The organism is Azospirillum sp. P4_B5 (assembly GCF_056402275.1).
The window spans coordinates 282080-305411 of the sequence record NZ_JBFUHT010000008.1 but is presented as its reverse complement, the minus strand read 5'-3'; the positions used below and the strand labels follow the sequence as shown (position 1 = coordinate 305411).

Here is a 23332-nt window from a genome sequence, read left to right as displayed (position 1 = left end):
GAAAATAGAATTCTCAATAGAGAACGGAGAGCGCGCCATGCTCACCGACGACCAGGACCGGGAGTCCTTCACCCTTTCGACGACGTTCAACGCCGGCAAGCCGGTCGGCGCGGTGGTCAGCGCCTTTGCGATCCTCCGCCATCTGGCGGCGCAGGACGGGGCGGTGTCGAGCGCGCAGGTCGCCCGCGCGCTCGGCCTCAACCCGAGCACCTGCTTCAACATCCTTAAGACCCTGGCCGCGGAGCGGGTGGTCCAGTTCGAGGAGGTCGGCAAGGCCTACCGGCTGGGCGCCGGGCTGCTGGAACTGGCGGGCAGCGCGCTCGATCAGGTCGGCTACACCCGGCTGCTCCACCCGGAGCTGGAACGGCTGGCCGCCGCGTGGCAGACGCCGATGACGGCGTGGCTGCGGGTCAGCGACCACCGCGTCATGCTGGTGGATCAGGCGGTGTCCAGTTCGGCCATCCAGATCCACATGCGGATCGGCCACCGGCTGCCGTTGCTGGTCGGCGCGCTCGGCCGCTGCATGGCGGCGCACGCCGGCCTGCCGGTGGAGGAGATGCGCCGCCAGTACGCCGCCGTCCGCCAGGACAACCCGCCGCCCTTCGAGCAATTCCTGGCCGAGGTGGAGGAGGCGCGGGCCGCCGGCTACGCGGTGGACCGCGACGGCTTCACGCGCGGCGTGACGACGGTGTCCAGCCCGATCCTCGACGCCGAGGGCCGGCCCTTCCTAGCCCTGTCCGCGGTCGGGCTGACCGCGCAGTTCTCCGACGAACGGGCCGTGGCGATGGCCGCCGACCTGCGCGACACCACGCGGCGCATCGGGCGGCTGCTCGCCGGACCGGGCCGGGCCGCCGCTTCCCTTTCCCCACGGGAGACCACGCGATGACCCCGGTGATCTCCGGAGCCGCCGACACCGCCGTCGGGCGGCTGGACGGCAGCGGTTGCATGGCGCTTCACGCCGAAGCGGCGTCCGCGGCGCTGGCCGACGCCGGCCTGCGGGCGGACGAGGTGGACGGCGTCCTCTGCGCCTATTCGCTGGCCGAGCCGCATCTGATGCTGTCGTCGGTCTTCAACGAGTATTTCGGCATCGCGCCGTCCTACAGCGCCGCCGTCCAGGCCGGCGGGGCGACCGCCTGCGCGCTGGTGATGCAGGCGGCGGCGCTGGTGCGGGCGGGCATCTGCCGCAATGTGCTGGCGGTCTGCGCCGACAACCGGCTGACCGGGCTGGGGCGCAGCGGCGCCGTCGCCGCGCTGGCCGAGGTTGGGCATCCGCAGTTCGAGCGCCCCTATGGCATGTCGATCCCGGCGGCCTATGCGCTGGTCGCCCGGCGCTGCATGTTCGAGCGCGGCGTCACGGCTGAGCATCTCGCCGCCATCTCCGTCACCCAGCGCGGCCACGCGCGCCGCCACCCCAAGGCCCAGGCCCGCGACCCGCTGACCATGGAGCAGGCGCTGTCCGCCCGCATGATCGCCGACCCGCTGCGGCTGTACGACTGCTGCCTCGTCTCGGACGGTGGCGCCGCCCTGGTGATCAGCGCCGCCGACGCGGCGGCCGACCATACGGATCGCGCGGTGTCGATCCTCGGCTACGGCCAGATGAACACGCACGAGCACGCCTTCGCCATGCCGTCGCTGACCGATTTCGGCTGCAGGCAATCGGCGGCGCAGGCCTTCGCCATGGCCGGGCTGACCCCGGCGGACATCGACGTGGCCGAGATCTACGACAGTTTCACCATCACCCTGCTGGCCGAGCTGGAATCCATCGGCTTCTTCCCGAAGGGGGAGGCCGGTCCAGCGATCCTCGACGGCGCGCTGGAGCTGGACGGGGTCCTGCCCTGCAACACCCACGGCGGGCTGCTGTCCTACGGCCATTCGGGGGCGGCGGGCGGCATGTTCCACATCGTCGAGGCGGTGCGGCAGTTGCGCGGCGAGGCCGAGGCCCGGCAGGTGGCGGGGGCGGAGACCGCCTTCGTTCACGGCGACGGCGGCATCCTGTCCGCCCACTGCTCGCTGATCCTGGGGAGGGCCTGACGATGACCGCGACCGATCCATCAGCCAAAGATCCAATGGCCGCAAAGCCCGTTCCGCTGGTCACCGCGGACACCCGCGCCTTCTGGGACGCCTGCGCGGAGGGGGCGCTGACCTTTCAGCGCTGCGCCGCCTGCGGCCACGTCCAGTTTCCGCCGCGGCCCTTCTGCACCGAATGCCGGGCCGCAGGGCCGGGGACGGAGCGGTCCGCCGGGCTCGGCACCATCCACAGCTTCACCATCGTCCACCGGGCGCCGACCGCGGCTTTCAAGGCGGACACGCCCTACGTCCTGGCGCTGGTCGATTTCGACGAGGGCTTCCGCCTGATGGTCAATCTGCGCGGTGGACCGCCGTCGGACGCCCGCATCGGCCTGCGCGTCCGCGTCCTGTTCGAGCCGCTGGCCGACGGCGGCGCGCTGCCGCAGGTCCGGCCCCTGGTGGACTGAACCCAACCCTTCGGGAGGGACCATCGATGCATCTGTTCGACACGCTCCGGGAGGGCGCCGCCTTCGGCGCCGAGGAGCTTCACCTGTCCGACGCGCTGATGGAGCGCTGGACCAGCCTCTACCCCGACGACCCGCCGGACGGGCGGATGCCCGCCGGGATGATCGCGGTGGCCACCATGCGGGCCTATTCCAGCCTCGTCGTGCCGCGCCCGCCGGGGAACATCCACGGCTCCCAGCGTTACGAGATGCTGCGCCGCCCGACGGTCGGGGAGCGGCTGACCACCCGCATCGCCTGCGCCGGAAAGGAGCTGAAGCGCGACCGCCGCTGGGTCCATTTCGACACCGAGACGGTGGGGGAGGATGGGACCCCCTGTTTCCGCGGCCGCATGACCATCCTGTGGGCGGCCTGACCATGGCGGACGGGACGACCACCATCGACCGCCTGACCCCGGTCACCAAGCGGATCGACCGCACGGCGATCCGGCTCTACGCCGAGCTGACCGACGACTTCAACCCGATCCACGTCGATCCAGACTTCGCGGCGACGACGCCGATGAAGGGCATCATCGCCCACGGTCTGCTGTCGGTGAACCTGCTCTGGCAGTCGGTCCGCCGCAGCCTGGGCGAGGCGGCGGTGTCCGACGCGACCCTCGACATCCGCTTCCTGCGCCCGGTGCGCGAGGACGACGTGGTGACCGCGGGCGGCCAGCGCCGCGCCGATGGCGACGGCTACGACGTCTGGATCGACAACCAGAATGGGGAAACGGTGATCGCCGGCCGCATCCTGCACGGGGCGGGGAGGGCGGCGTCATGACCGACACGCTTCTCGTTCGCGACGACGGCGACCTGCGGCGCATCACCCTGAACCGCCCTGCGAAGATCAACGCGCTCGACACCGCGACCTTGCGGGCGCTGGCCGAGGCCGTGGACGGTGCCCCCGCCGCTGGGGCGGCCCTGGTGGCGATCGACGGGGCCGGGGCGCGCGGCTTCTGCGCCGGCGGTGACGTCGCCGAAATGAGCCGCGGCGCCGAGGCCTTCGCCGCCCAGGAGGAGGCGCTGCGGGCGGCGATGCAGGCGCTGCATGGATCGGCAGTGCCGGTGATCAGCGTGGTCCACGGCCGGACGCTGGGCGCCGGCTGCATCGTGGCGTGCCTCAGCGATCTCGTGCTGGGTGTCGACGATGTGCAGTTCGGCTTTCCGGAGATGCGCTTCGGCCTCTACCCGGCCTTCGTCCACGCCGCCCTGACGGAACGGCTGCCGGCGGCGCTGGCCTTCCAGATCCTGGCGGGGGGCCGGATGATGGGCGCGGCGGAGGCCTACGGCTTCGGCTTCCTGACCGAGATCCTGCCCGCCGACACCGTCGCCGAGGCGGCCGAGGCGCGCATCGCCTACTACCGCGACCGGCTGGACGCCCTGGCGGCGGGCCGGCGCATCCTGCGCATGGAGAACCGCCTGTCGATGGCGGAGAAGACCGCGCGGCTGGCCCCGCTGCTGGCCGAGAACCACGCGGCGCCGTCCGTCCGGCGGCTGCTGTCCGGACTGTCTTTTGCCCGCTGACTTCCTTTCGAAACGGCAACGAGTCCCGCCAACGGGACCGCGTCACCCCCGAACAACGGATTCCTGGGAGGGAACGATGTCGAAACGCATCCTGTTCGCCGCGCTCGTGCTGAGCAGCGCCCTGTCCACCACCGCCCTGGCCGCCGACCCGGCGGTCTACAAGATCGGCGGCATCTTCGCGATGACCGGCGCCTCGCCCCATTACGGCAAGGTGATGAGCGCCGGGGCGCAGCTTGCGGTGGACGAGATCAACGCCCAGGGAGGCATCGACGGCATCAAGCTGCAGCTGGTCATCGAGGACCACAAGAGCGGCAGCGCCCAGGCCGCGGTCGCCGGCATGAACCGGCTGATCGACGTCGAGGGGGTGAAGGCGGTGCTGCCCTCCTTTTCCACGGTGACGCTGGCCACCATGCCCATCGGCGACCAGAAGAAGGTGCTGATGATCAACGGCGGCGGGGTCAGCGCCCAGACCGTCGGCACCTCCCCCTACATGTTCAACATCCGCTCCATGGCGTCGGATCTGGCCGCCGGCATCGCCCACCGTGCGGCGGAGCAGGGGGCCAAGAAGCTCGCCCAGATCGCCATCAAGTCGGAGTTTGGCGACGCCACCATCGCCGCCACCACCAAGGCGTGGGAGGGCATGGGGCTGAAGATGGTCGCCGCCGAGCAGTTCCAGGCCGACGCCGCCAACATCGACACCCAGGTCGCCAAGCTGCGGGCTTCCCAGCCCGACGCCATCGCCAACTGGCCGACCACGCCGCAGGCCGGGCTGGCGGTGAAGCGGATGCGCGAGCTGGGCATGAAGCAGCCGGTCTACTGCATGGAATGGACCGCCGAGGACACCAAGGTCGCCGGCAAGCACGCCGAGGGTGTGGAGGTCGTCACCGACTATTTCGCCGCCACCGACGAGAATCCCTGGTCGAAGCGCTTCGCCGACGCCTACCGGGCGAAGTTCGGCGAAATGCCCGACTTCTACGCCGCCAACTACTATGAGGGTGTCTACGTCATCGCCGAACTGATCCGGCGGGCGAAGGCCAAGGGCGGCGACTACTACAGCGGCGAGCGTCTGGTCCAGGCGCTGTGGGAGAACCCGACCTTCGACAGCGTCTACGGCAAGACGCTGACCTTCCGCAAGAACGGCGTGGCGCAGAAGCCGGTCGCGGTGTTCCGCCTGGAGAACGGCGAACAGAAATTCGTGAAGTTCACCTCGGGCGAATGACCGCCGGTCCGAAGCATCCTCATTTTCAACCCTCTCCCCTCCGGGGAGAGGGTGGCCCGGAGGGCCGGTGAGGGGGTTGCGCTTTTGCCGGACGTCCCGCCATGCGCACCCCCCTCACCCCAACCCTCTCCCCAGGGGGGAGAGGGGGAAAGAGACAGGAGCGCCATTCCATGGACTTGCTCATCCAACTGACCCTGAACGGTCTGTTCAACGGCGCGCATTTCGCCCTGCTGGCGATGGGGTTCGCGTTGATCTTCGGAACGACCGGCGTCGTGCATTTCGCCTACGGGCCGGTCTACGCGGTCGGCGCCTACGCCATCTGGGCGCTGGCGGCGCTGGTCGGGCTGCCCTTCTGGGCGGCGGTGCTATTGGGCATCGCCTTCACCGCGGCGCTCGGCGTCGGCTGCTACCTGTTCATCTACCGCCCGTTCGAGATCAGCGGCAGCCCGCCCTTCGTCGTTCTGGTCGCCTCGCTCGGCCTGTTCATCGTCATGAAGAACCTGATCGGCATCGTCTTCGGCACCGGGGTCAAGACGGTCGACAGCGTCGCCTACGACGTGCATTTCATCGGCAACGCCTTCTTCACCACGGTGCAGCTGGGGCAGGTGGCGGCGGCGCTGCTGGTCGGCTGCGGTATCGCGCTGTTCCTGCGGGCCAGCCGCTACGGCAAGGCCATCCGCGCCATGGCCGACAACCGCGAGATGGCCACCGTCATCGGCATCGACACCACGCGGCTGTCCATCCTGGTCTTCGCGCTGGGCTCCGCGGTGTCGGCGGTGGCCGGGTCGCTGGTTCTGCTGCGCGACGGGCTGAACCCCAACATGGGCTTCGGCGCGGTGTTCGTCGCCTTCGTCGCGGTGATCGTCGGCGGGGTGGGGTCGCTGCGCGGGGCGGTCATCGCCGCCTTCCTGCTGGCCTTCGTGCAGAGCCTGGGCATGTGGCAGATCCCCACCGAGTGGCAGAACACCATCGTCTTCGTGGTGCTGTTCGGGTTCCTGCTCGCCCGCCCCTCCGGCATCGTCCGCCGGGCGTGAGGAGAGGGACACAGCCATGGAATATCTCGCCCACATCCTCGTCATGGTCTGCCTGTACGGCATCCTGGCGACCTCCTTCAACCTGCTGATCGGCTTCGGCGGCATCTTCGCCCTGGCGCACGCCACCTTCTACGCCAGCGGGGCCTACGCCGCCGGCATCCTGGCGACGAAGCTCGGCATCGGCTTTCCCCTCACCCTGCTGGCCGGCACGGTGATCACCGCCGCCATCGGCCTTCTGGTCGCCTTTCCCGCCATGCGGGTGGGCAGCCACTATCTGGTCGTCATTACGCTGGCGTTGCAGGCCATCACCATCGACGTGCTGATGAACAGCAAGCCATTGACCGGCGGGCCGGACGGCATCCCCGGCATCCCCCCGGTGTCGCTGTTCGGCACCGCGCTGACCAGCCCGGTGACCTTCCTGCCGCTGGCCGCGGTGATGGCGGCGCTGTGCTGCGCCGTCGCCTGGAGGCTCGGCGCCTCGCCCTTCGGACGCTCGCTGCGCGCCATGCGGGAGAACGAGGCGGCGGCCCAGGCGGTCGGCAAGAACCTCGTCCGCATGAAGCTGGTGGTCTTCGCGATGTCGGCGGGGCTGGCCTCGGTCGCCGGTTCGCTGGTCGCCCACTACATCGCCTTCGTCAACCCGGAGTCCTTCACCATCGAGGAGACCATCCTTATCCTCGCCATGGTGATCCTGGGCGGCATGGGGAACCTGTGGGGCTCGCTGGCCGGGGCGGCGATCCTGGTGCTGCTGCCGGAAGGGCTGAAGTTCGTCCATGTGCCGGGCGACATCGCCGACATGGTGCGGCAGGTGATCTACGGCGTCGTGCTGATCGTCATCCTGCGGCTGCGCCCGGAGGGGCTGTTCCCCGAGACGGTGTTCCGCACGCCGACCGGGGCCGCGCGGTCCAGCGTTCCCGCCAACGGCCCGCTCTCCAGCGCCGTGGAGCGCGCGGCGGGCACGCCGGGGGAGGTGGTGGTCTCCGCGACCTCGCTGTCCAAGCATTTCGGCGGCATCCAGGCGGTGAAGGACCTGACCATCGACCTCAAGCGCGGCGAGATCGTTGGGCTGATCGGCCCCAACGGCGCCGGCAAGACGACCGCCTTCAACCTGCTGTCGGGCTTCCTGCGCCCGACCGGCGGCACCATCCTCTACCGCGGTCGCGACGTGACGAAACTGAAGCCGCACGAGGTGGTGGCCGCCGGGCTGGCCCGCTCCTTCCAGGACCTGAAGCTCTTCACCAAGCTGACGGTCGTGGAGAACATCCTGGTCTCGCTGCCCGCGCAGCCGGGCGACCGCCCGCTCGACGTCTACTTCCGCCCCGGCCTGGTCCGCCGGGTTGACCGTGAGAACGTCGCCCGCGCGCTGGAGATCGCCTCCTTCGTCGGGCTGCTCGCCAAGGCCGACGAGACCGCCGCCAACCTGTCCTACGCCGAGGAGAAGCTGCTGGTCATCGCCCGGCTGCTGGCGACCGGGGCCGACGTGCTGCTGCTCGACGAGCCGCTGTCGGGGCTGGACACCGTGACGGTGGAGCGCATCTGCGGGGTGATCCGCGACCTCGCCCGCGCCAACAAGGCCGTCTGCATCATCGAGCACAATCTGGAGGTCATCCGCGGCGTCTGCGACGAGATCGTCTTCATCGACGAGGGCCGCGTGCTGACCAAGGGACCGCCGGACACGCTGATGCGCGACCGCGAACTGGCCGAGAGGTATTTCGGATGACCGAGATTCACACCATGCCGATTGCCGAACCCGTCCTGGAGGTGCGCGGCCTCAGCGCCGGCTACGGCAAGCGGGCGGTGGTCCACGACGTGGACCTGACGGTGCGGGCCGGCGAAATCCGCGTGCTGCTGGGCCACAACGGGGCCGGTAAGACGACGCTGGTGCGTTCCGTCTTCGGGCTGCTGCGGCCGACATCCGGGACCGTTCGCTACCGGGGGGAGGACATCACCCGGCGGCGCTGCGCCGACAACGTGAAGGCGGGGATCGCGCTGGTCCCGCAGGGGCACGGCATCTTCCGCAGCCTGACCGTGCGCGAGAATCTGGAACTCGGCGCCTACACGGCGAACGACCCGGCGGAGATCCGGGCAAACCGCGACGCGGTGATGGACCTGTTCCCGATCCTGCGCGAACGCGCCGGCCAGATCGCCGGCACCATGTCGGGCGGGCAGCAGCAGATGCTGGCCATGGGCATGGCGCTGATGCACCGGCCCGACGTGATGATCCTCGACGAGCCGTCGATCGGCCTCGCCCCCAACCTCGTCCAGCGCGTCATGGAGGCCATCGCCGAGGTCAACCGGACGCTGCGCATGGCCGTGCTGATGGTCGAGCAGAACGTCGTCCACGCCCTGCCCATCGCGCAGAGCGTCACCGTGCTGCGCACCGGCCGCAAGATTTACGAGGGCCCGCCCGAACCGCTGGGCGACCGCCAATACCTGATGACCCTTTTCTGAAGAAATCCGCACAGAAGGATTGTGTTCATGGCCCGTCAGAAGATGCTGATCGTGGGTGCGCTGGGGACCGTCGGCCGCCCGATGCTGGAGCATTTCGAAGCCTCCCCGGAGTGGGACGTCTGCGGCGTGTCGCGCCGCACCCCCGATTTCGAGACCACCGCCGAATGGGCCGCCGTCGATCTGCGCGACCCCGACGACTGCCGCAAGCTGCGCGAGATCAAGGGCGTCACCAACATCTGCTACACCGCCGTTTACGAGAAGCCCGACGTGACCCGCGGCTGGTCGGAATGGGACCATGTCGAGACCAACCTCGCCATGCTGAAGAACGTGGTGGAGAACGTCGAGGCGGTGTCGCCCAACCTGCGCCACATCACCCTTCTCCAGGGTACCAAGGCCTATGGCGGCCATCTCGGCCCCTTCCGCCAGCCGGCGCGCGAGAGCGACCAGCGCTACATGCGCCCGAATTTCTACTACGACCAGCAGGACTGGATCAGCGAACGCCAGCAGGGCAAGGAGTGGAGCTGGAGCGTGCTGCGCCCGCAGATCGTCTGCGGCCTCGCGGTCGGCAGCCCGCTGAACATCATCACCGCCATCGGCGTCTTCGCCGCGGTGTCCCGGGAATACGGCCTGCCGCTGCGCTTCCCCGGCGGGGCGTCGCGCATCGGCGAGGCGACCGACGCCCGGCTGATCGCCAAGGCCGCCGAATGGGCCGGCACCAGCCCGCAATGCGCCAACCAAGTCTTCAACATTGCCAACGGCGACGTCTATGTCTGGGAGAACGTGTTCCCCAAGGTGGCCGAGCTGTTCCGCATGGAGCTGGAACCGGCGCAGCCCTTCTCGCTGGCCCGCATCATGCCGCAGAACGAGCCGATCTGGGACCGCGTGGTCGCGAAGCACGGTCTCAAGCCCTACAAATACACCGAGGTCGTGCCGTCCTGGCAGTTCGCCGACTTCCTGTTCGGCTACGGCCAGCGCCCCAACCCGCACCACATGAGCACGATCAAGGCGCGCAAGCTGGGCTTCCACGACTGCGTGGACAGCGAGGAGATGTTCGTCGATCTCCTCCAGGAACTCCAGAAGCGCCGCATCCTGCCGGAATGAGAGAGGCCCTCCGCATGACCATCACGCGCAGCATCCATGGCGTTCCGGTGCAATGGGAAACCCTGCCGGCGCTGGTCGCCGCCCGCGCGGCGCAGCACGGGGACGCCCCGCGGCTGACCGTCGCCGGGCGGGCGATGAGCTACCGGGAGCTGGACGGGGAATCCACCCGCGTGGCCGCCAACCTGCACCGGCTGGGGGTGCGCCGGGGGGACCGGGTCGCCTGCTTCCTGCGCAACGCGCCGGAGCATCTGCTGACCTGGGTCGCCGCCGGCAAGCTGGGGGCGATCTGGGTGCCGCTGAACGCCGGTCTGGTGGGCGAGGATCTCGTCCACACCCTGACCAACGCCACGCCCGCCGTCCTGGTGGTGGACGGGGAGCTGGCGGAGCGGGTCGAGGCGGTTGCCGACCGGCTGCCGCCGATGCGCGTCTATGCGGTGGAGGATGGCGACGGGGGAACCGGCGCTCGCTTCCGGCCCTTCGCCGACCTGCTGGAGCCGGGGCACCCGCTGCCGGTGGTGGAAGTGTCCGGCGGCGATCCGGCGGTCATCATCTACACCGGCGGCACCACCGGCCTGCCCAAGGGCGCGCTTCTGCCGCATTTCGCCTGGATCGCGGCGGGGATGCGCTACGTCGAGGCGTTCGAGACGCGGCCGGACGACGTCCATTACTCGATTCTGACGCTGTTCCACGTCGGCGGCCTGATGCTGGGCGTGATGGGGCCGATGGTCGCCGACATTCCCACGGTGATCGACCGCCGCTTCAGCGGCAGCAACTTCTGGGCGCGGGCGCGGGAAACCGGGGCGACCATCGTCGATCTGATCGGCACCATGATCACCGTCCTGACCGAGCAGACGGAGAGCCCGGCGGATCGCGATCACCGGGTGCGCGTCTCTCTGGGGGTGACGGGCCAGATTCCGCCCGCCGTGGCCGACCGCTTCGTGGAGCGGTTCGGCATCGGCTTCGTCAACGTCTATTCGCTGACCGAGACCGGCGGCGTGCTGATCGTCAACAACCGGATGGACTCGCCGAAGCCGCGCGCCAACGGCCTGACCCACGGCTGGGCGGAGGTGACCATCCTCGACGACGACGATCAGCCGGTGCCGCCGGGCGTCACCGGACAGATCGCCCTGCGCCCCCGCTACCCGCACATCTTCATGTCGGGCTATTTCAACGCGCCGGAACGCACGCTGGAATGCCTGTCGAACCTGTGGCTGCACACCGGCGACCTCGGCCATCTGGACGCGGACGGCTATCTGCACTTCACGGGCCGTCAGGCCCACTGGCTGCGCCGCCGCGGCGAGAACGTCTCGGCCTATGAGGTGGAGAGCGTGCTCAGCCGGTGTCCGGGCGTGCGCGAGGTCGTGGTGGTCGGCACGCCGTCCGAAAAGGGGGAGGAGGAGGTGAAGGCCTTCGTCATCCGCGAACCGGGCAGCGGCGTCGAGCCGGCCGCCATCGCCGCGTGGTGCGAGGGCCGCATGGCCGCCTTCAAGATCCCCCGCTTCATCGCCTTCGTGGAGAGCTTCCCCCGCTCCGTGACGAAGCGCGAGGTGGAACGTCACAAGCTGCGCGCGCTGCCGAACGACGGAGTCTGGGACCGCGAGGCGTTGCCCTCGCGACCACGTCCTGTCGTCAACGGGGTGGCGGGCTAGGCGCACGGGGCGGGACCACTCTATTCTCGGCGGTGACCAATGGCGGCGGCAAGCGCGACGCCGCTGACCCGGGAGCGGCAGATGCCTTGAACCAGAGCGGCGATGCTCGCGACGGCCCGCTCCGGGTCCAGCCCGCCCAGCCGGATGTTGGACACGCAGTTGCGGGCCGAATCCGGGGTGCCGGGCCGCGGCGCCCAGGTGACGTAGCAGCCGAGGGAGTCGGCCGCCGAAAGCCCCGGACGCTCGCCGATCAATACGATCACCAGAGCCAGCCCCAACGCTTCGCCAATGGCGTCCCCGATGGCGACCCGGCCTTGCTCCACCAGCGCCACCGGGGCCAGCTCCAGTCCCAGGTTACGCAACGCCTGCCGAAGGCCGAGGACGACCGGGGCGGCGTTGACGTCGATCGCCATGGCCGACAGCCCGTCGGCCACCACGATGCCCACGCGTTGACATTCACGCGACCTCCCCCCGTCCGCGCCTTCCGGTACCGCCAGCCCGCGCAACCGTCCGGCGTCCTCATCGGCGAGGCGGCGGCCCAGGTCGGGGCGGCGCAGATAGACGGCCCGGTCGGGGGCGGCGCTGCGCAGCCGGACGACCGACATCCCGGCGGATTCCAGCCGGCTGCCCAGCCCGTCCAGATCGGGGGTTGCCCACACGGCGTCACGGGCACGGGCATGGTCATGCAGGAAATCCAGATGCGCCCGCGTGGGGAGCGAGGTGCCCGCCCGGCCCAGCGCCACCCGCGCGTCGGTGAAGCGGCGCAACGGATGGATGTCCCCAGGAGCCGGAACAAGGCTCGGCGTCCTGTCGTCGTCGTTCCTGGTCATCGCGGAGCCTCCAGGGCGGAGAGCGACCGGACCGCCTCCAGCAGCGGCGTCCCCATCGGGTCGGGCCGCCAGGCGTTCCGCTCGTCCAGCAGCCCGACCCGGCGCGCCCAGTCCTCGAACTCCGGGGCGGGCGGGCGGCCGGTCAGGCGGCGTACCGTCAGCGCGTCGTGGTGCGACAGGCTCTGGTAATTCAGCATGATGTCGTCGGAGCCGGGCACCGTGATGACGAAGGTGACGCCCGCCAGCGTCAGCACCGCGAACAGCGTGTCCATGTCGTCCTGGTCGGCTTCGGCGTGGTTGGTGTAGCAAACGTCCACCCCCATCGGCAGGCCCAGCAGCTTGCCGCAGAAATGGTCCTCCAGCCCGGCGCGGATGATCTGCTTGCCGTCGTAGAGATATTCCGGCCCGATGAAGCCGACCACGGTGTTGACCAGCAGAGGCTGGAAGGCACGGGCGACGGCGTAGGCGCGGACCTCCATGGTCTGCTGATCGACGCCGTGATGGGCGTCGGCGGACAAAGCGGCGCCCTGGCCCGTTTCGAAATACATGACGTGGTCGCCGACCGTGCCGCGCTTCAGGGACCGCGCGGCCTCGTGCGCCTCGCGCAGCACGGCCAGGGAAACGCCGAAGCCGCGGTTGGCCTTCTCCGATCCGGCGATGGACTGGAACACCAGATCGACCGGCGCTCCGCCCTCGATCGCCCGGATGGCCGTGGTGACGTGGCCCAGGCAGCAGGTCTGCGTCGGGATGTCCAGCCGGATGCGCAACTCGTCCAACAGCCGGACGACGCGGCTGTAATCCTCCACGCTGTCGGTGACCGGGTTGACGCCGAGCACCGCGTCGCCGCTGCCCATCAGCAGCCCGTCGAGCAGGCTGGCGGCGATGCCGCGGCTGTCGTCGGTCGGGTGGTTGGGTTGCAGGCGCGTAGACAGCCGCCCGGCCAGCCCCAGGCTGTTGCGGAAGGCCACGGGGTTCTCGCATTTGGCCGCCACCGCCATCAGGTCCTGCGCCCGCATGATCTTGGACACGCCCGCCACCATCTCCGGCGTCAGGCCGGCGGCCAGAGCGGCCAAGCCGTCGCGGTCGGCGGCGTCCGACAGCAGCCAGTCCCGGAACTCCCCGACGGTCAGCGACGCGACGGGGCCGAGCGCCGCCGCGTCCCGCTGGTCGTGGATCAGGCGGGTGACCTCGTCCTCCTCATAGGGCACGAGGTCGGTAGCCAGGAAATCCCGGAGCGGAATGTCGGCCAGGACGCGCTGGGCGGCGTGGCGTTCCAGCGCGCTGTCGGCGGCCAGCCCGGCCAACTGGTCCCCCGACCGGGCGGGCGACGCCTTGGCCAGCACGTCGCGCAGATGGGGGAAGCTCCAGCGGGTGCCGCCGAGCACGGTGGTGTAGGGCATACGGACTCTCCGGTGCAGGGGAGAACGGCGACTGGGAGAACGGCGAATGAGAGACGGTTCAGAAGCGGCGGGGATCGACCGCCGTCAGGTCGAGCGGCGGCTCGCGCCCGGCCACCAGATCAGCGACCACCATGCCGCTCAGCCCGCCGAGGGTCAGCCCGACATGCTGGTGGCCGAAGGCGTAGACCACCCGCTCGCTGGCACGCGACCGGCCGAGCACCGGCAGCCCGTCGGGGAAGGTCGGGCGGAAGCCCAGCCAGTCGTCGGTCTGGCGGACGCCCGGTTCCTTGAGGGCGGGCAGGGCATCGCGGGCCGAGCGCGCCAGCAGCCCCGTCAGGCCGGACGCCTTGCGGGGATCGAGCCCGGCCAGTTCCACCGTGCCGGCCACCCTCAGCCCCTGGGCCATGGGGGTCATGTAGAGCCCGCGCTCGGCCCAGCCGCAGGGCCGCCCGATCGGGTCGATCACCCCGCCGAAGGTGACGTGGTAACCGCGCTCGGTGTCCAGCGGCAGCCGGTCGCCGCAATCGGCGGCCAGCGGCCGGGAATGGATGCCGGCCGCCACCACGGCATGGTCGAAACGCTCATCGCCGTCCGGTGTGACGAGGACGACGCCGGAACCGCCGGGGGCCAGCCGCGTCACGGCGCGGGCCTCGGTCCTCAGGCCGCGCCCGGCCAGCCAGCCGTGCAGCGTGGTGAGGAAGCCCGCCGGGTCGCTCAGATGCCAGCTTCCGGGGAACAGCACGCCGTGGGCGAAGATCGGTGCCAGCGCCGGTTCCAGCCCCCGGATGGCCGAGGCGTCCAGAACCTCGCAGGCCGCGCCGGCCTCGCGGCGCAGCCTCAGGGAGTCCGCGCTGTTTCGGAAGGACCGCTCGCTGGAATAGAGATAGAGGCATTCGCGGCGGCGGATCCGGTCCTCCAGCCCGGCGTCGCGGATCAGGTCGGCGTAGCCTTCGTAGGCGCGGCCAAGGAGCTGCCCGAGCGCGGCCACCGCCGCCTCGTAGCGCGCCGGGGTGGAATGCCAGAGGAAGCGCGCCAGCCACGGCGTGAGCCGGGGCAGATAGGAGGCGCGCAGCCGGAAGGGACTGTCGGCGGCCAGCAGGTAACGGTGGAAATCCCGGAAGACCGACGGGTTGTTGACCGGGATGCAGGCGTAGTTGGCGAAGGTTCCGGCGTTGCCGTAGGAGGCGCCGCCCGCCGGCCCCGCGGGATCGAACAGCGTGACGGCGTGCCCGTCCCGCATCAGCCAGTAGGCCGAAGACAGACCGACGAAACCGGCACCGATGACGGCGACTGTGGCCATGGCGGGCGCGCTCCTTCAGCGTGGATCGGGTGGAACGGACCGGCGGCTCACCAGACGTCGCGCAGCAGCCGCAGCCAGTTGCCGCCCATGACCCGCTCGATCTTGCCGGACGACCAGCCCTTGCGGACCATGGCGGCGGTCAGGTTGGGATAATCCTCGATGCGCTCGATGCCCTTGGGGAAGACCAGATCGCCGAAGGTGGTCAGGCGGCGCCCGTTGCCCTTGTCGTGCATCACCCATTCCTGGAAGGACCAGGGCTGGCCCTGCGACATGTCGGTGCCGATGCCCACATGCTCCTCGCCGCAGACGCCGACCATGTGGTCCACCACGTCGATGAAGTCGTCGATGGTGGAGTCCGTGCCCTTGGGCAGGAAGGGCGGGAAGATGGTGACGCCGACATAGCCGCCGCGCTGCGCCACGCTGCGCAGGGTCTCGTCGGACTTGTTGCGCGGGTGGTCCTTCAGGGCGCGCGGGCAGCAGTGGGTGTAGGCCACCGGCTTCACCGACGCCTCGATGGCCTCGGTCGCTGTCCGTTCCGACACGTGGGACAGATCGACCAGGATGCCCAGCCGGTTCATCTCCGCCACCACGTCGCGCCCGAAGCCGGTCAGCCCGGCGTCCTTGCCCTCGTAGCAGCCGGCCCCGACGAGGTTCTGCGTGTTGTAGGTGAGCTGGATGATCTTCACGCCCAGCTCGGCGTAGAGTTCGAGATAGTCGATGTTGTCGTCGATGCCCGACGTGTTCTGCCAGCCCAGGATGATGCCGACCTTGCCGTCGGTCTTGGCTTGACGGATGTCCTCGACGCTGCGGATCTGGGTGATGATGTCGCCGTGCTCGCGGAACATGCGCTTCCAGTGGCCCACGTTCTTCATGGTGTCCTGGAAGCCTTCCCAGACGCTGCAGGTGCAGTTGGCGGCGGTGATGCCTGCCGTCCGCATGGCCTCGAAGATCTCGCGGTCGAAGTTGCAGACGAGGAGGGAGTCCGTGACGATCAGGTCCTCGTGACGGATGTCGGCGATGCTGTCAGGCATGATGGCCTCGGATATGATTGCGGATGGGAGGCGCGCGCCGGGGCCCSCCACGTCGAGGGGAGGGGGTCAGTAGAAGAAGTTCGGCAGGCCGGTGACGATGCCGGGGAAGAGGGTGAAGAGCGCGATGGACACCAGCATCAGCAGCCAGTAGGGGATGGCCTCCCACGCCGCCTCGGTGATGTTGACCGCGCCCTTGGTCAGCGACACCAGGACGAACAGGTTGATGCCGACCGGCGGGGTGATCATCCCGATCTCGATCAGGATGGTGACGACGATGCCGTACCAGACCGGGTCGAAGCCGATGTTCATCATCAGCGGGAAGGTCAGCGGCAGGGTCATCAGCATGATGGAGATGCCGTCGAACAGGCAGCCGAGGACCAGATAGAGCAGGACGATGCCGAGCAGCAGCTCGTACTTGCCGATGGCCATCGCGCCCATGGTCTGGGCGAGCTGGGCCGGTAGCCCCAGGATGCTGATGGCCTGCGACAGGATGGACGCCCCCAGGAAGATCAGCGCGATGGCGCCGAAGCCGCGTACCGCCGCGATCAGAGCGTGCAGCAGCCCCTTCATCGTCAGCTCGCCGACGGTGAAGCCGAGCGCGATGGCCGCGACCACCCCCAAGGACGCCGCCTCGGTCGGGGTGGCGATGCCCATGTAGATGGTCCCCAGCACCGCGAACATGAGAATGGCCAACGGCCACAGATCGACCAGCGACCGCAGGATCACCGCCAGCGACACCGCCTCGCGGTCGTCGGGCAGCCAGTCGGGCGAGAGCCGGGCGCGGACGGCGACCAGCCCCATGAACATCGCCGCCAGCAGGAAGCCGGGGATCAGGCCCGCCAGGAACAGCTTGCCGATCGACACGTCCATGGTGGCGCCGTAGATGATCAGGATCAGGCTGGGCGGGATGATGATCCCCAGCGTGCCCGAGGCGGCCAGGATGCCGACCACGCTCTTCGCCGGGTAGCCGCGCTTGATGAGCTGCGGATAGGCGACCGATCCGACGGCGGCGGCGGTGGCGAGGCTGGTGCCGCTGACTGCGCCGAACAGCGTGCCGACCGCGACGTTGGTGTGCATCAGGCCGCCGGGCACCCGGCGGAACAGCGGCGACACCCCCGAATAGATGCGGGCGCCGAGCCCGCTGGCCAGCAGGACCTCGCCCAGCACGATGAAGGCCGGGACGGCGCTGAGGGTGAAGCTGTTGAAGGCGTTCCAGCCGGCGGTGATGCCCAGTTGCAGGGCGCCGCCGACGAACAGTTCCAGGATGAGGAAGCCGGTCAGTCCCAGCGCCACGCCGATGGGAAATCCGGCGAGGAGCATGACGGCCAGACTCACGCCCATGACGAGCCATACCATGTCGCTCACTCCAAACTCTTGATGTTGCCCGGTCGGGCGTGGGTGGGGGCGGTGATTCCGTGGCCGATGGCCGGGCGACGGGTCAAACGGCGGCTCAGGCGCGCCCCAGCAGGCGCAGGACGCGCAGGAAAATCATCGACAGCGCCATCACCGGGATGCCGAACATCCAAGGGGCCACCGGCAGGGCGGCGTTCTCGGAGCGGGCGGAGATCTGCCAGGAAAAGGCGGCGAACTTGTAGCCTTCGACCAGAATGATGACGAAGAACAGGATGGTCGCCACGTCGCCGGCCAGCCGGCAGATGCGCTGCAAAGTGGGAGACAGCCGGCTGGTCACGATCTGCACCGTGATGTGTTCACGGTCGAGGTCGGAGGTGACGATCGAGATGAAGCTGGAGGTCGCAAACAGGAGCCCAACGAACTCGTCGCCGCCGACCAGCCGGCGGCGTGCCGACCGGCTATTTCACGGCGTCGAGGATGGCGTTCATGTTGGCGACGGCCTTCGGCCCGACCTGCTCGGACATCTCCTTCCAGGTCGTGCGGGCGGCCGTGATGAAGGCCGCCTGATCGGCGTCGGAGAAGGGCTCCAGCATCTTGCCGCCGGCATCGGCCAGCTTCTTCAGCCCGGCCTCCTCCCGCTTGCCCTTGGTGAACTCGTCGTTGGTGTAGGCCAGCACGTCGGCGGCGGCGGCGCGCAGCGCCTCCTGCTGGGCAGGCGACAGGGACTGGAAGCGCTTGGTCGAGATCAGCAGGTTGATCGGCACCCCGGCGTGCGGCTGCAGATAGGCGGCGTAGGGCGTCACCTCCTGGAGCGAGATGGTGGTGGCGATGCTGCCCATGTAGGTGGCGCAATCGACGACGCCGGTCTGCAGGGCGACGTACATGTCGTTCTGCCCGATGATCTGCGCGGCGATGCCCAGCTTCTTGAAGGTTTCGACCTGATGGCGGCCCCACACGCGGATCTTCTTGGACTTCAGATCCTCAAGGCTGCGGACCGGAGTCTTGCAGAAGACATGGACGCCGCGCTCGGGAACCTGGACGGCGCCCAGCGTGGTGATGCCCCACTTCTCGAACACCGGCGCGTAGATGGCCTGGATGGCCGGCACGGCCTTGAGCTGGTCGTCCACCGCCTCGATGGAGCCCTGGACGTAGGCGACGGCGAGTTCCGGCTCGTCGCGCGCCACGTACTCGGGATACAGCGCCGACATGTCCACCGCGCCCGACGGCAGGACACGCAGGATGTCGGCGTCCTTGATGCCAAGGGACCCGCCATGGAAGACCTGGATCTTCAGATCGCCTTTGGAATGCTCCTCAACCTTCTTCGAGAAATAGTTCAGGTATTCGGCGACGGGGCGGCTTTCGACCCAGACCGAGTGCAGCCGGAGGGTGGTTTCCGCCGCGGCCGGAAGGGCGGACAAGGCCATGCCAGCCGCCAGAAGCGCAGTGCATGCCGATTTGCAGAAACGCATATCACCCTCCTTGATGAGCATCCAATGTGAGAGGCTGTCCTACAGCCGTATGTAAGCCTGTCATACTGTACGGCGTACAGTCAACGTCCGTATTACAAAAAATTGCCGATACCGCCATACACTTGATGCGACCACACGCGGCAATGTATGGTGAGGCCCGAACATCGACGCCCCTGCGCTCAGGCGACAGGGGGCGATAGGCCATCATGGGAAGGACAATGGCACTGAACAGCCGCGACCGGCGGAGCGGCGTCGATGCGCGCGCGCTCGCAACGCTGAAGGCCACGATGGCCGAACTCGACCGCGACAGCCCGATCTACGTGCGCATCGCCACCGCCCTGACGGCGCAGGTCGCCAGCGGGCAACTGTCCCCCGGACAGCCGCTGCCGTCGCACCGCGAACTGGCGCGCTCCCTGGACGTCAACCTGACGACCATCACCAAGGCCTTCAACCTGTTGAAGAAGCGCGGTGTGATCTCGGCGGAGGCGGGGCGGGGCACGGCGGTGCGCGGACGGGACCTGAACCACGCCGCCCCGTCCTACGATCAGCCGCGCCTGCCCCCGGCCATCGACCTGTCGGTCCACAAGCTGAACGTGCCGGGCTATCAGGAGTTCATCGGCAGCCTCCTGCGCAAGATCGCCAGCCACCCCGACGATCTTGCGCGGCTGCAGGAGTATCATTCGGCCTTCGGGAGCAACCACAACCGCCGTCTGGCGGTGGAGTGGCTGCTGTCCTGGGGGGTCAGCGCCACGCCCAACCAGGTCGCGGTGACCGCCGGCGCCCAGCACGCGATCCTGGTGGTTCTGGCCAGCGTGCTGACCGCCGGCGATTCGATCCTGGTGCCGCGTCTGGTCTATCAGGGCGTGAAGGCCGCCGCCCAGGTGCTGGGGCTCGGCCTGATCCCGGTCGACACGGACGAGCACGGGATGATTCCCGACAGCCTCGCCCGGCTGGTCGGCAACCCGCGGGTCAAGGCCATCTTCCTGGTGCCGACGCTGGCCAACCCGACCACCGTCACCATGCCTCTGGACCGGCGTCAGGCCATCGTGGACATCGCCCGCCGCAACTCCCTGCTGATCGTCGAGGACGACCTGTTCCGGCCGCTGGCCTCGAACCGGCTTCCCAGCCTGTGGTCACTCTATCCGGAAGGGTGTTTCCACATCTCGTCCCTGTCCAAGGTGATCGCCCCCGGCAACCGCTGCGGGTTCGTGGCCTTTCCGGAACGGTACGGGGCGGCGATCGCCTCGGCGCTTCGCGGCAGCATCTGGATGACCGACGTGATCTCGCTCACGCTGGTGCAGAGCCTGCTGGAGCAGAAGAAGCACCTGGAGTTCGTCGGCACGCTGCGCCAGCAGCTGACGACGCGCCACAGCCTGGCGCTGAACCATTTCGGCGGCGCTCTGGCGAAGAGCGATCCGGAAAGCCTGTTCCTCTGGCTGGATCTCGACTCGGCCCAAGATTCCACGGCCGTTGCGGAAACACTCTATGAGCGGGGTATCGGCGTGGTGTCGTCGGATGTCTTCATGATCGGCAAGACCAAGCCGAGCAACGGCATCCGCATCTACAAAGGCTCGGCCCGCAGCGACACCGAATGGGACATCGCCCTCTCCCTGATCGCGACGCTGTTGCGCAAACCGGAGCAATGAGCCGATCGACGCTGTAGGGGGCGGCCATCCGGGCAGCGGTGCGCGTCCGACCCACTGACGGGGCGGGCAATCCGGACGCCACGAGGCTGCGGACCATGATGCCCGTCGGGGATCGCACCGCGGCTTCCGGCCGATCCGATGCCGGTCAAGTGGGCGCCCCGGTGGATCGCGCCTCCAGCCTTGCGGCTCGCCGCATCGCTTGGGGCGGCTGGCCGAAGGCGCGCAGAAAGGCGCGCCGCATGCGCTCCGGATCGGCGAAGCCGCTCTCGCGGGCGACGATCTCGACCGGATGTCGCGTCTGCTCCAGCATCAGCCGCGCGCTTTCCAGCCGCAACTGCTCCACCGCCTTGGCCGGGGACTGCCCGGTCTCGGTGCGGAAGGCGCGGCTGAACTGGCGCGGGCTCAAGGCGGCGGCTCCCGCCAGTTTTTCCACAGACAGCGGATTCTTCAGGTTCTGCCGCGCGTAGGTCAGCGCCGCCTCGATGCGGTCGGACTTCGCCGCCATCTCCAGCAGTTCCGAATGCTGGGTCTGGCCGCCGCCGCGGCGATGGTACATCACCAGCTTGCGGGCGACCGACCGTGCGATGTCGCTGCCGAGGTCCTTCTCCACCATCGCCAGAGCCAGATCGACGCCCGCCGTCATGCCGGCGGAACTCCAGACCGGCCCGTCGATGATGAAGATGCGGTCCTCCTCGACCCGGATGGCCGGAAACCGCGTCCCCAACTCGCGCGCCAGCAGCCAATGGGTGGTGGCGCGCCGCCCGTTCAGCACACCGGATTCGGCGAGCACGAACGCGCCGGTGCAGATTGCGCCCAGGCGCCGCACGGCGGGCAGACGGCCGGCGATCCAGGCGCGCAGCCCGTCGCTCGGCCGGGGCACCTCCACACCGCCGCCCACCAGCACCGTGTCGAAATCCTGTCCGGCAAAGGACACGCTGTCCACCGCCATCCCGGTGGAACTGCGCACCGCCCCTCCATGCTCCGAGACGGTGACCAGTTCATAGATCTGTTCGCCCGCACAGATGTTGGCGAACTCGAACACCGAACCCGCAGCCAGGCTCATCATCTGGAAGCCCGGGTAGATGACGAAACCGATGCGCATGGTGGATTCTCCTCGCGTCCTGAAACGAGGGATATACGACATTCAGGTCAAGCGCCAGACGTTCTAAACATGGCCTCACGCCGGGCGGCAATGACGCGGCCCGCAGACAGGACACAGACCCATGAGCCTTTCTCCTCTCGGCACCGCGCTCGTCACCGGCGCGTCCTCCGGCATCGGCGCGGTCTACGCCAATCGCTTGGCCGACCGTGGCCACGACCTGATCCTGGTGGCCCGCAACCGCGGTAAGCTCGCCGGTCTCGCGGCGCGGATCGCCGACCGCACCGGCCGCTCCGTCGAGGTCTTCGCCGCCGATCTGGGCGACAAGACCGACCGGCGCGCGGTGGAGAACATGCTGGCGTCCGACGCCAGCATCACCATGCTGGTCAACAACGCCGGGGTCGGCGCGACGGCCCCGCTGCTCTCGGCCGACGTCGATGCCATGGAGCGGATGATCGACCTCGACGTGACGGCGCTGATGCGGCTGACCTACGCGGCCGCGCCGGCCTTCGTGGCGCGCGGACGCGGCACCATCGTCAACATCGCCTCCATCGTGGCGATCGGGCCGGAAATCCTCAACGGCGTCTATGGCGGGGCCAAGGCCTTCGTCCTGGCGCTGACCCAATCACTGCACCACGAGCTGGCGGACAAGGGCTTGCGGGTCCAGGCGGTTCTGCCCGGCGCCACGGCCACCGATTTCTGGGGCACCGCCGGCACGCCGGTGGAGCATCTGCCGGGCGAAATCGTCATGCCCGCCGACGCCATGGTCGATGCGGCGCTGGCCGGGCTCGACGCGGGCGAACTGGTGACCATCCCGGCCCTGCCGGATGCCGCCCAGTGGCACGCCTATGAGGCCGCCCGTCAGGCGATGCTGCCCAACCTCTCCCGCAGCGAACCCGCCGCGCGCTACCACGTGGCACCGTTCTCCGCCTGAACCTCCGCCGCCGCGACGCGGTGCTGGGGTTCGGCGCGGCGGGCATCGGCGCCACCGCCTATGCGCGGTCCTCCATGGCCTTCAAGGTGCGGTCGCGGGTGGCGATCAGGTGGTCGCGCATCGCCGCCGCCGCCGCCTCGGCGTCCTTGGCGCGCAGCGCCTTGCAGATGGCGATGTGCTCCTCCAGCGAGGGGTCGAAGGCGTTCGGCACCTTCTCGATCACCGCGTTCCGGCACCAGGCCACCGAATCCCGCAGCGTCGCCATGATGCGGGCCAGCCGCTGGTTGGGGCAGTGGGCCAGCACGAAGTCGTGGATGACCTCGTCCACCTCCTGCAGGCGGGCCTGCCGTTCCTCCTCCGGACCGGGACGGCCGGCGGCGATGTAGGCTTCGGTCATCGCCTCCACCTCCGCCTCCGGAGCGTGGGGGGTGGCCAGCTCCGTCACCAGCGGCTCCAGGGCGATGCGGAGCTGGAACACCTCCATCAGGGCGTTGCGGTCGATTTCCGCCACGAAGATGCCGCGCCGCGGGTAGATGTGGACCAGCCCGTCCGCCTCCAGCCGCTTGGCGGCGTCGCGCAGCGGCGTGATGCTGATGTTCCACAGCGCCTTGTACTGGTCCAGCATCAGCCGCGACCCCGGCGCCAGCCGGCCGGAGATGATCTCGCTCCGCAGCCGGTCGGTGACCTGCTCGCCGATGGAGGCCGTGTCGAGGGGACCGTTGCCGTCCAGCATGGATGACCGTTCCTCAGTGAATCGCCGCAGACGGAGGCGCCGCGTCAGGTCC

23 protein-coding genes are annotated in these 23332 nt (G+C 69.3%); 14 read left to right on the top strand and 9 right to left on the bottom strand.

All coding sequences use genetic code 11. From position 1 onward, the window contains the following. Positions 1 to 37: 37 nt before the first annotated feature. The 12 genes from AC1DVI_RS09125 to AC1DVI_RS09070 all read left to right on the top strand — a co-directional run bounded on the left by AC1DVI_RS09125 (position 38) and on the right by AC1DVI_RS09070 (position 11485). On the top strand, positions 38 to 886 hold the full coding sequence (locus AC1DVI_RS09125) for an IclR family transcriptional regulator (protein ID WP_476957683.1): 849 nt from the start codon (positions 38 to 40) through the stop codon (positions 884 to 886). Continuing rightward, entirely contained in the window at positions 883 to 2031 is a 1149-nt protein-coding gene (locus AC1DVI_RS09120) for a thiolase family protein (protein ID WP_476957682.1), read from the top strand. The genes AC1DVI_RS09125 and AC1DVI_RS09120 overlap by 4 nt, the downstream gene beginning before the upstream one ends. Before the next feature lie 35 nt (positions 2032 to 2066). Next, complete coding sequence (locus AC1DVI_RS09115; RefSeq protein WP_476957681.1) at positions 2067 to 2474, top strand: Zn-ribbon domain-containing OB-fold protein; 408 nt, start codon at positions 2067 to 2069, stop codon at positions 2472 to 2474. 26 nt (positions 2475 to 2500) lie between these two features. Beyond that, the gene (locus AC1DVI_RS09110) at positions 2501 to 2884 is read left to right on the top strand and encodes a MaoC family dehydratase (RefSeq protein ID WP_149165639.1); all 384 of its coding nucleotides are present in this window, start codon (positions 2501 to 2503) and stop codon (positions 2882 to 2884) included. 2 nt (positions 2885 to 2886) lie between these two features. After that, positions 2887 to 3288, top strand: coding sequence for a MaoC family dehydratase (locus tag AC1DVI_RS09105; RefSeq protein WP_476957680.1), 402 nt, complete (start codon positions 2887 to 2889; stop codon positions 3286 to 3288). Further along, on the top strand, positions 3285 to 4031 hold the full coding sequence (locus tag AC1DVI_RS09100; protein WP_476957679.1) for an enoyl-CoA hydratase/isomerase family protein: 747 nt from the start codon (positions 3285 to 3287) through the stop codon (positions 4029 to 4031). Before AC1DVI_RS09105 ends, AC1DVI_RS09100 begins: the two co-directional genes overlap by 4 nt. A 76-nt stretch (positions 4032 to 4107) precedes the next feature. Beyond that, positions 4108 to 5250 (top strand): ABC transporter substrate-binding protein, encoded by a 1143-nt coding sequence (locus tag AC1DVI_RS09095; protein WP_476957678.1) that lies wholly within the window; start codon positions 4108 to 4110, stop codon positions 5248 to 5250. Positions 5251 to 5420: 170 nt separating this feature from the next. Then, positions 5421 to 6284: a branched-chain amino acid ABC transporter permease gene (locus tag AC1DVI_RS09090; protein ID WP_476957677.1), complete on the top strand. Its 864-nt coding sequence runs from the start codon at positions 5421 to 5423 to the stop codon at positions 6282 to 6284. A gap of 16 nt (positions 6285 to 6300) precedes the next feature. Continuing rightward, entirely contained in the window at positions 6301 to 8004 is a 1704-nt protein-coding gene (locus tag AC1DVI_RS09085; protein WP_476957676.1) for a branched-chain amino acid ABC transporter ATP-binding protein/permease, read from the top strand. After that, positions 8001 to 8735 (top strand): ABC transporter ATP-binding protein, encoded by a 735-nt coding sequence (locus AC1DVI_RS09080; RefSeq protein WP_476957675.1) that lies wholly within the window; start codon positions 8001 to 8003, stop codon positions 8733 to 8735. The genes AC1DVI_RS09085 and AC1DVI_RS09080 overlap by 4 nt, the downstream gene beginning before the upstream one ends. 27 nt (positions 8736 to 8762) lie before the next feature. Continuing rightward, positions 8763 to 9836, top strand: coding sequence for an SDR family oxidoreductase (locus AC1DVI_RS09075; protein WP_137118482.1), 1074 nt, complete (start codon positions 8763 to 8765; stop codon positions 9834 to 9836). Between the two features lie 14 nt (positions 9837 to 9850). Continuing rightward, positions 9851 to 11485 carry an AMP-binding protein gene (locus AC1DVI_RS09070; RefSeq protein WP_476957674.1) on the top strand — a complete coding sequence of 545 codons (1635 nt, stop codon included), beginning with the start codon at positions 9851 to 9853 and terminating at the stop codon, positions 11483 to 11485. A gap of 20 nt (positions 11486 to 11505) precedes the next feature. Here the strand turns inward: AC1DVI_RS09070 and eutC are convergent, their stop codons facing one another. The 7 genes from eutC to dctP form a co-directional block, all read right to left on the bottom strand. Next, entirely contained in the window at positions 11506 to 12315 is an 810-nt protein-coding gene (eutC, locus tag AC1DVI_RS09065) for an ethanolamine ammonia-lyase subunit EutC (protein WP_476957673.1), read from the bottom strand. Further along, positions 12312 to 13715, bottom strand: coding sequence for an ethanolamine ammonia-lyase subunit EutB (locus tag AC1DVI_RS09060; RefSeq protein WP_476957672.1), 1404 nt, complete (start codon positions 13713 to 13715; stop codon positions 12312 to 12314). Before AC1DVI_RS09060 ends, eutC begins: the two co-directional genes overlap by 4 nt. 58 nt (positions 13716 to 13773) lie before the next feature. Beyond that, on the bottom strand, positions 13774 to 15015 hold the full coding sequence (locus tag AC1DVI_RS09055; RefSeq protein ID WP_476957671.1) for an NAD(P)/FAD-dependent oxidoreductase: 1242 nt from the start codon (positions 15013 to 15015) through the stop codon (positions 13774 to 13776). Between the two features lie 47 nt (positions 15016 to 15062). Beyond that, on the bottom strand, positions 15063 to 16046 hold the full coding sequence (locus tag AC1DVI_RS09050) for a dipeptidase (RefSeq protein ID WP_476957670.1): 984 nt from the start codon (positions 16044 to 16046) through the stop codon (positions 15063 to 15065). Between the two features lie 66 nt (positions 16047 to 16112). Beyond that, the gene (locus AC1DVI_RS09045; protein WP_476957720.1) at positions 16113 to 17402 is read right to left on the bottom strand and encodes a TRAP transporter large permease; all 1290 of its coding nucleotides are present in this window, start codon (positions 17400 to 17402) and stop codon (positions 16113 to 16115) included. Between the two features lie 94 nt (positions 17403 to 17496). Beyond that, positions 17497 to 17838 carry a TRAP transporter small permease gene (locus AC1DVI_RS09040; protein WP_476957719.1) on the bottom strand — a complete coding sequence of 114 codons (342 nt, stop codon included), beginning with the start codon at positions 17836 to 17838 and terminating at the stop codon, positions 17497 to 17499. Between the two features lie 19 nt (positions 17839 to 17857). After that, positions 17858 to 18823, bottom strand: a complete 966-nt coding sequence (gene dctP, locus AC1DVI_RS09035; RefSeq protein ID WP_476957669.1) for a TRAP transporter substrate-binding protein DctP — start codon at positions 18821 to 18823, stop codon at positions 17858 to 17860. 263 nt (positions 18824 to 19086) lie between these two features. On the opposite strand from dctP, the gene AC1DVI_RS09030 reads away from it, so the two are divergent. Beyond that, positions 19087 to 20514 (top strand): aminotransferase-like domain-containing protein, encoded by a 1428-nt coding sequence (locus AC1DVI_RS09030; protein WP_170295876.1) that lies wholly within the window; start codon positions 19087 to 19089, stop codon positions 20512 to 20514. Positions 20515 to 20659: 145 nt separating this feature from the next. On the opposite strand, the gene AC1DVI_RS09025 is transcribed toward AC1DVI_RS09030, so the two are convergent. Next, the gene (locus AC1DVI_RS09025) at positions 20660 to 21616 is read right to left on the bottom strand and encodes a GlxA family transcriptional regulator (RefSeq protein ID WP_476957668.1); all 957 of its coding nucleotides are present in this window, start codon (positions 21614 to 21616) and stop codon (positions 20660 to 20662) included. A 121-nt stretch (positions 21617 to 21737) separates the two neighbouring features. On the opposite strand from AC1DVI_RS09025, the gene AC1DVI_RS09020 reads away from it, so the two are divergent. Next, positions 21738 to 22547 carry an SDR family NAD(P)-dependent oxidoreductase gene (locus AC1DVI_RS09020; protein ID WP_149165657.1) on the top strand — a complete coding sequence of 270 codons (810 nt, stop codon included), beginning with the start codon at positions 21738 to 21740 and terminating at the stop codon, positions 22545 to 22547. A gap of 58 nt (positions 22548 to 22605) precedes the next feature. Here the strand turns inward: AC1DVI_RS09020 and AC1DVI_RS09015 are convergent, their stop codons facing one another. Next, positions 22606 to 23280 carry a GntR family transcriptional regulator gene (locus AC1DVI_RS09015; RefSeq protein WP_149165658.1) on the bottom strand — a complete coding sequence of 225 codons (675 nt, stop codon included), beginning with the start codon at positions 23278 to 23280 and terminating at the stop codon, positions 22606 to 22608. Positions 23281 to 23332: the final 52 nt, after the last annotated feature.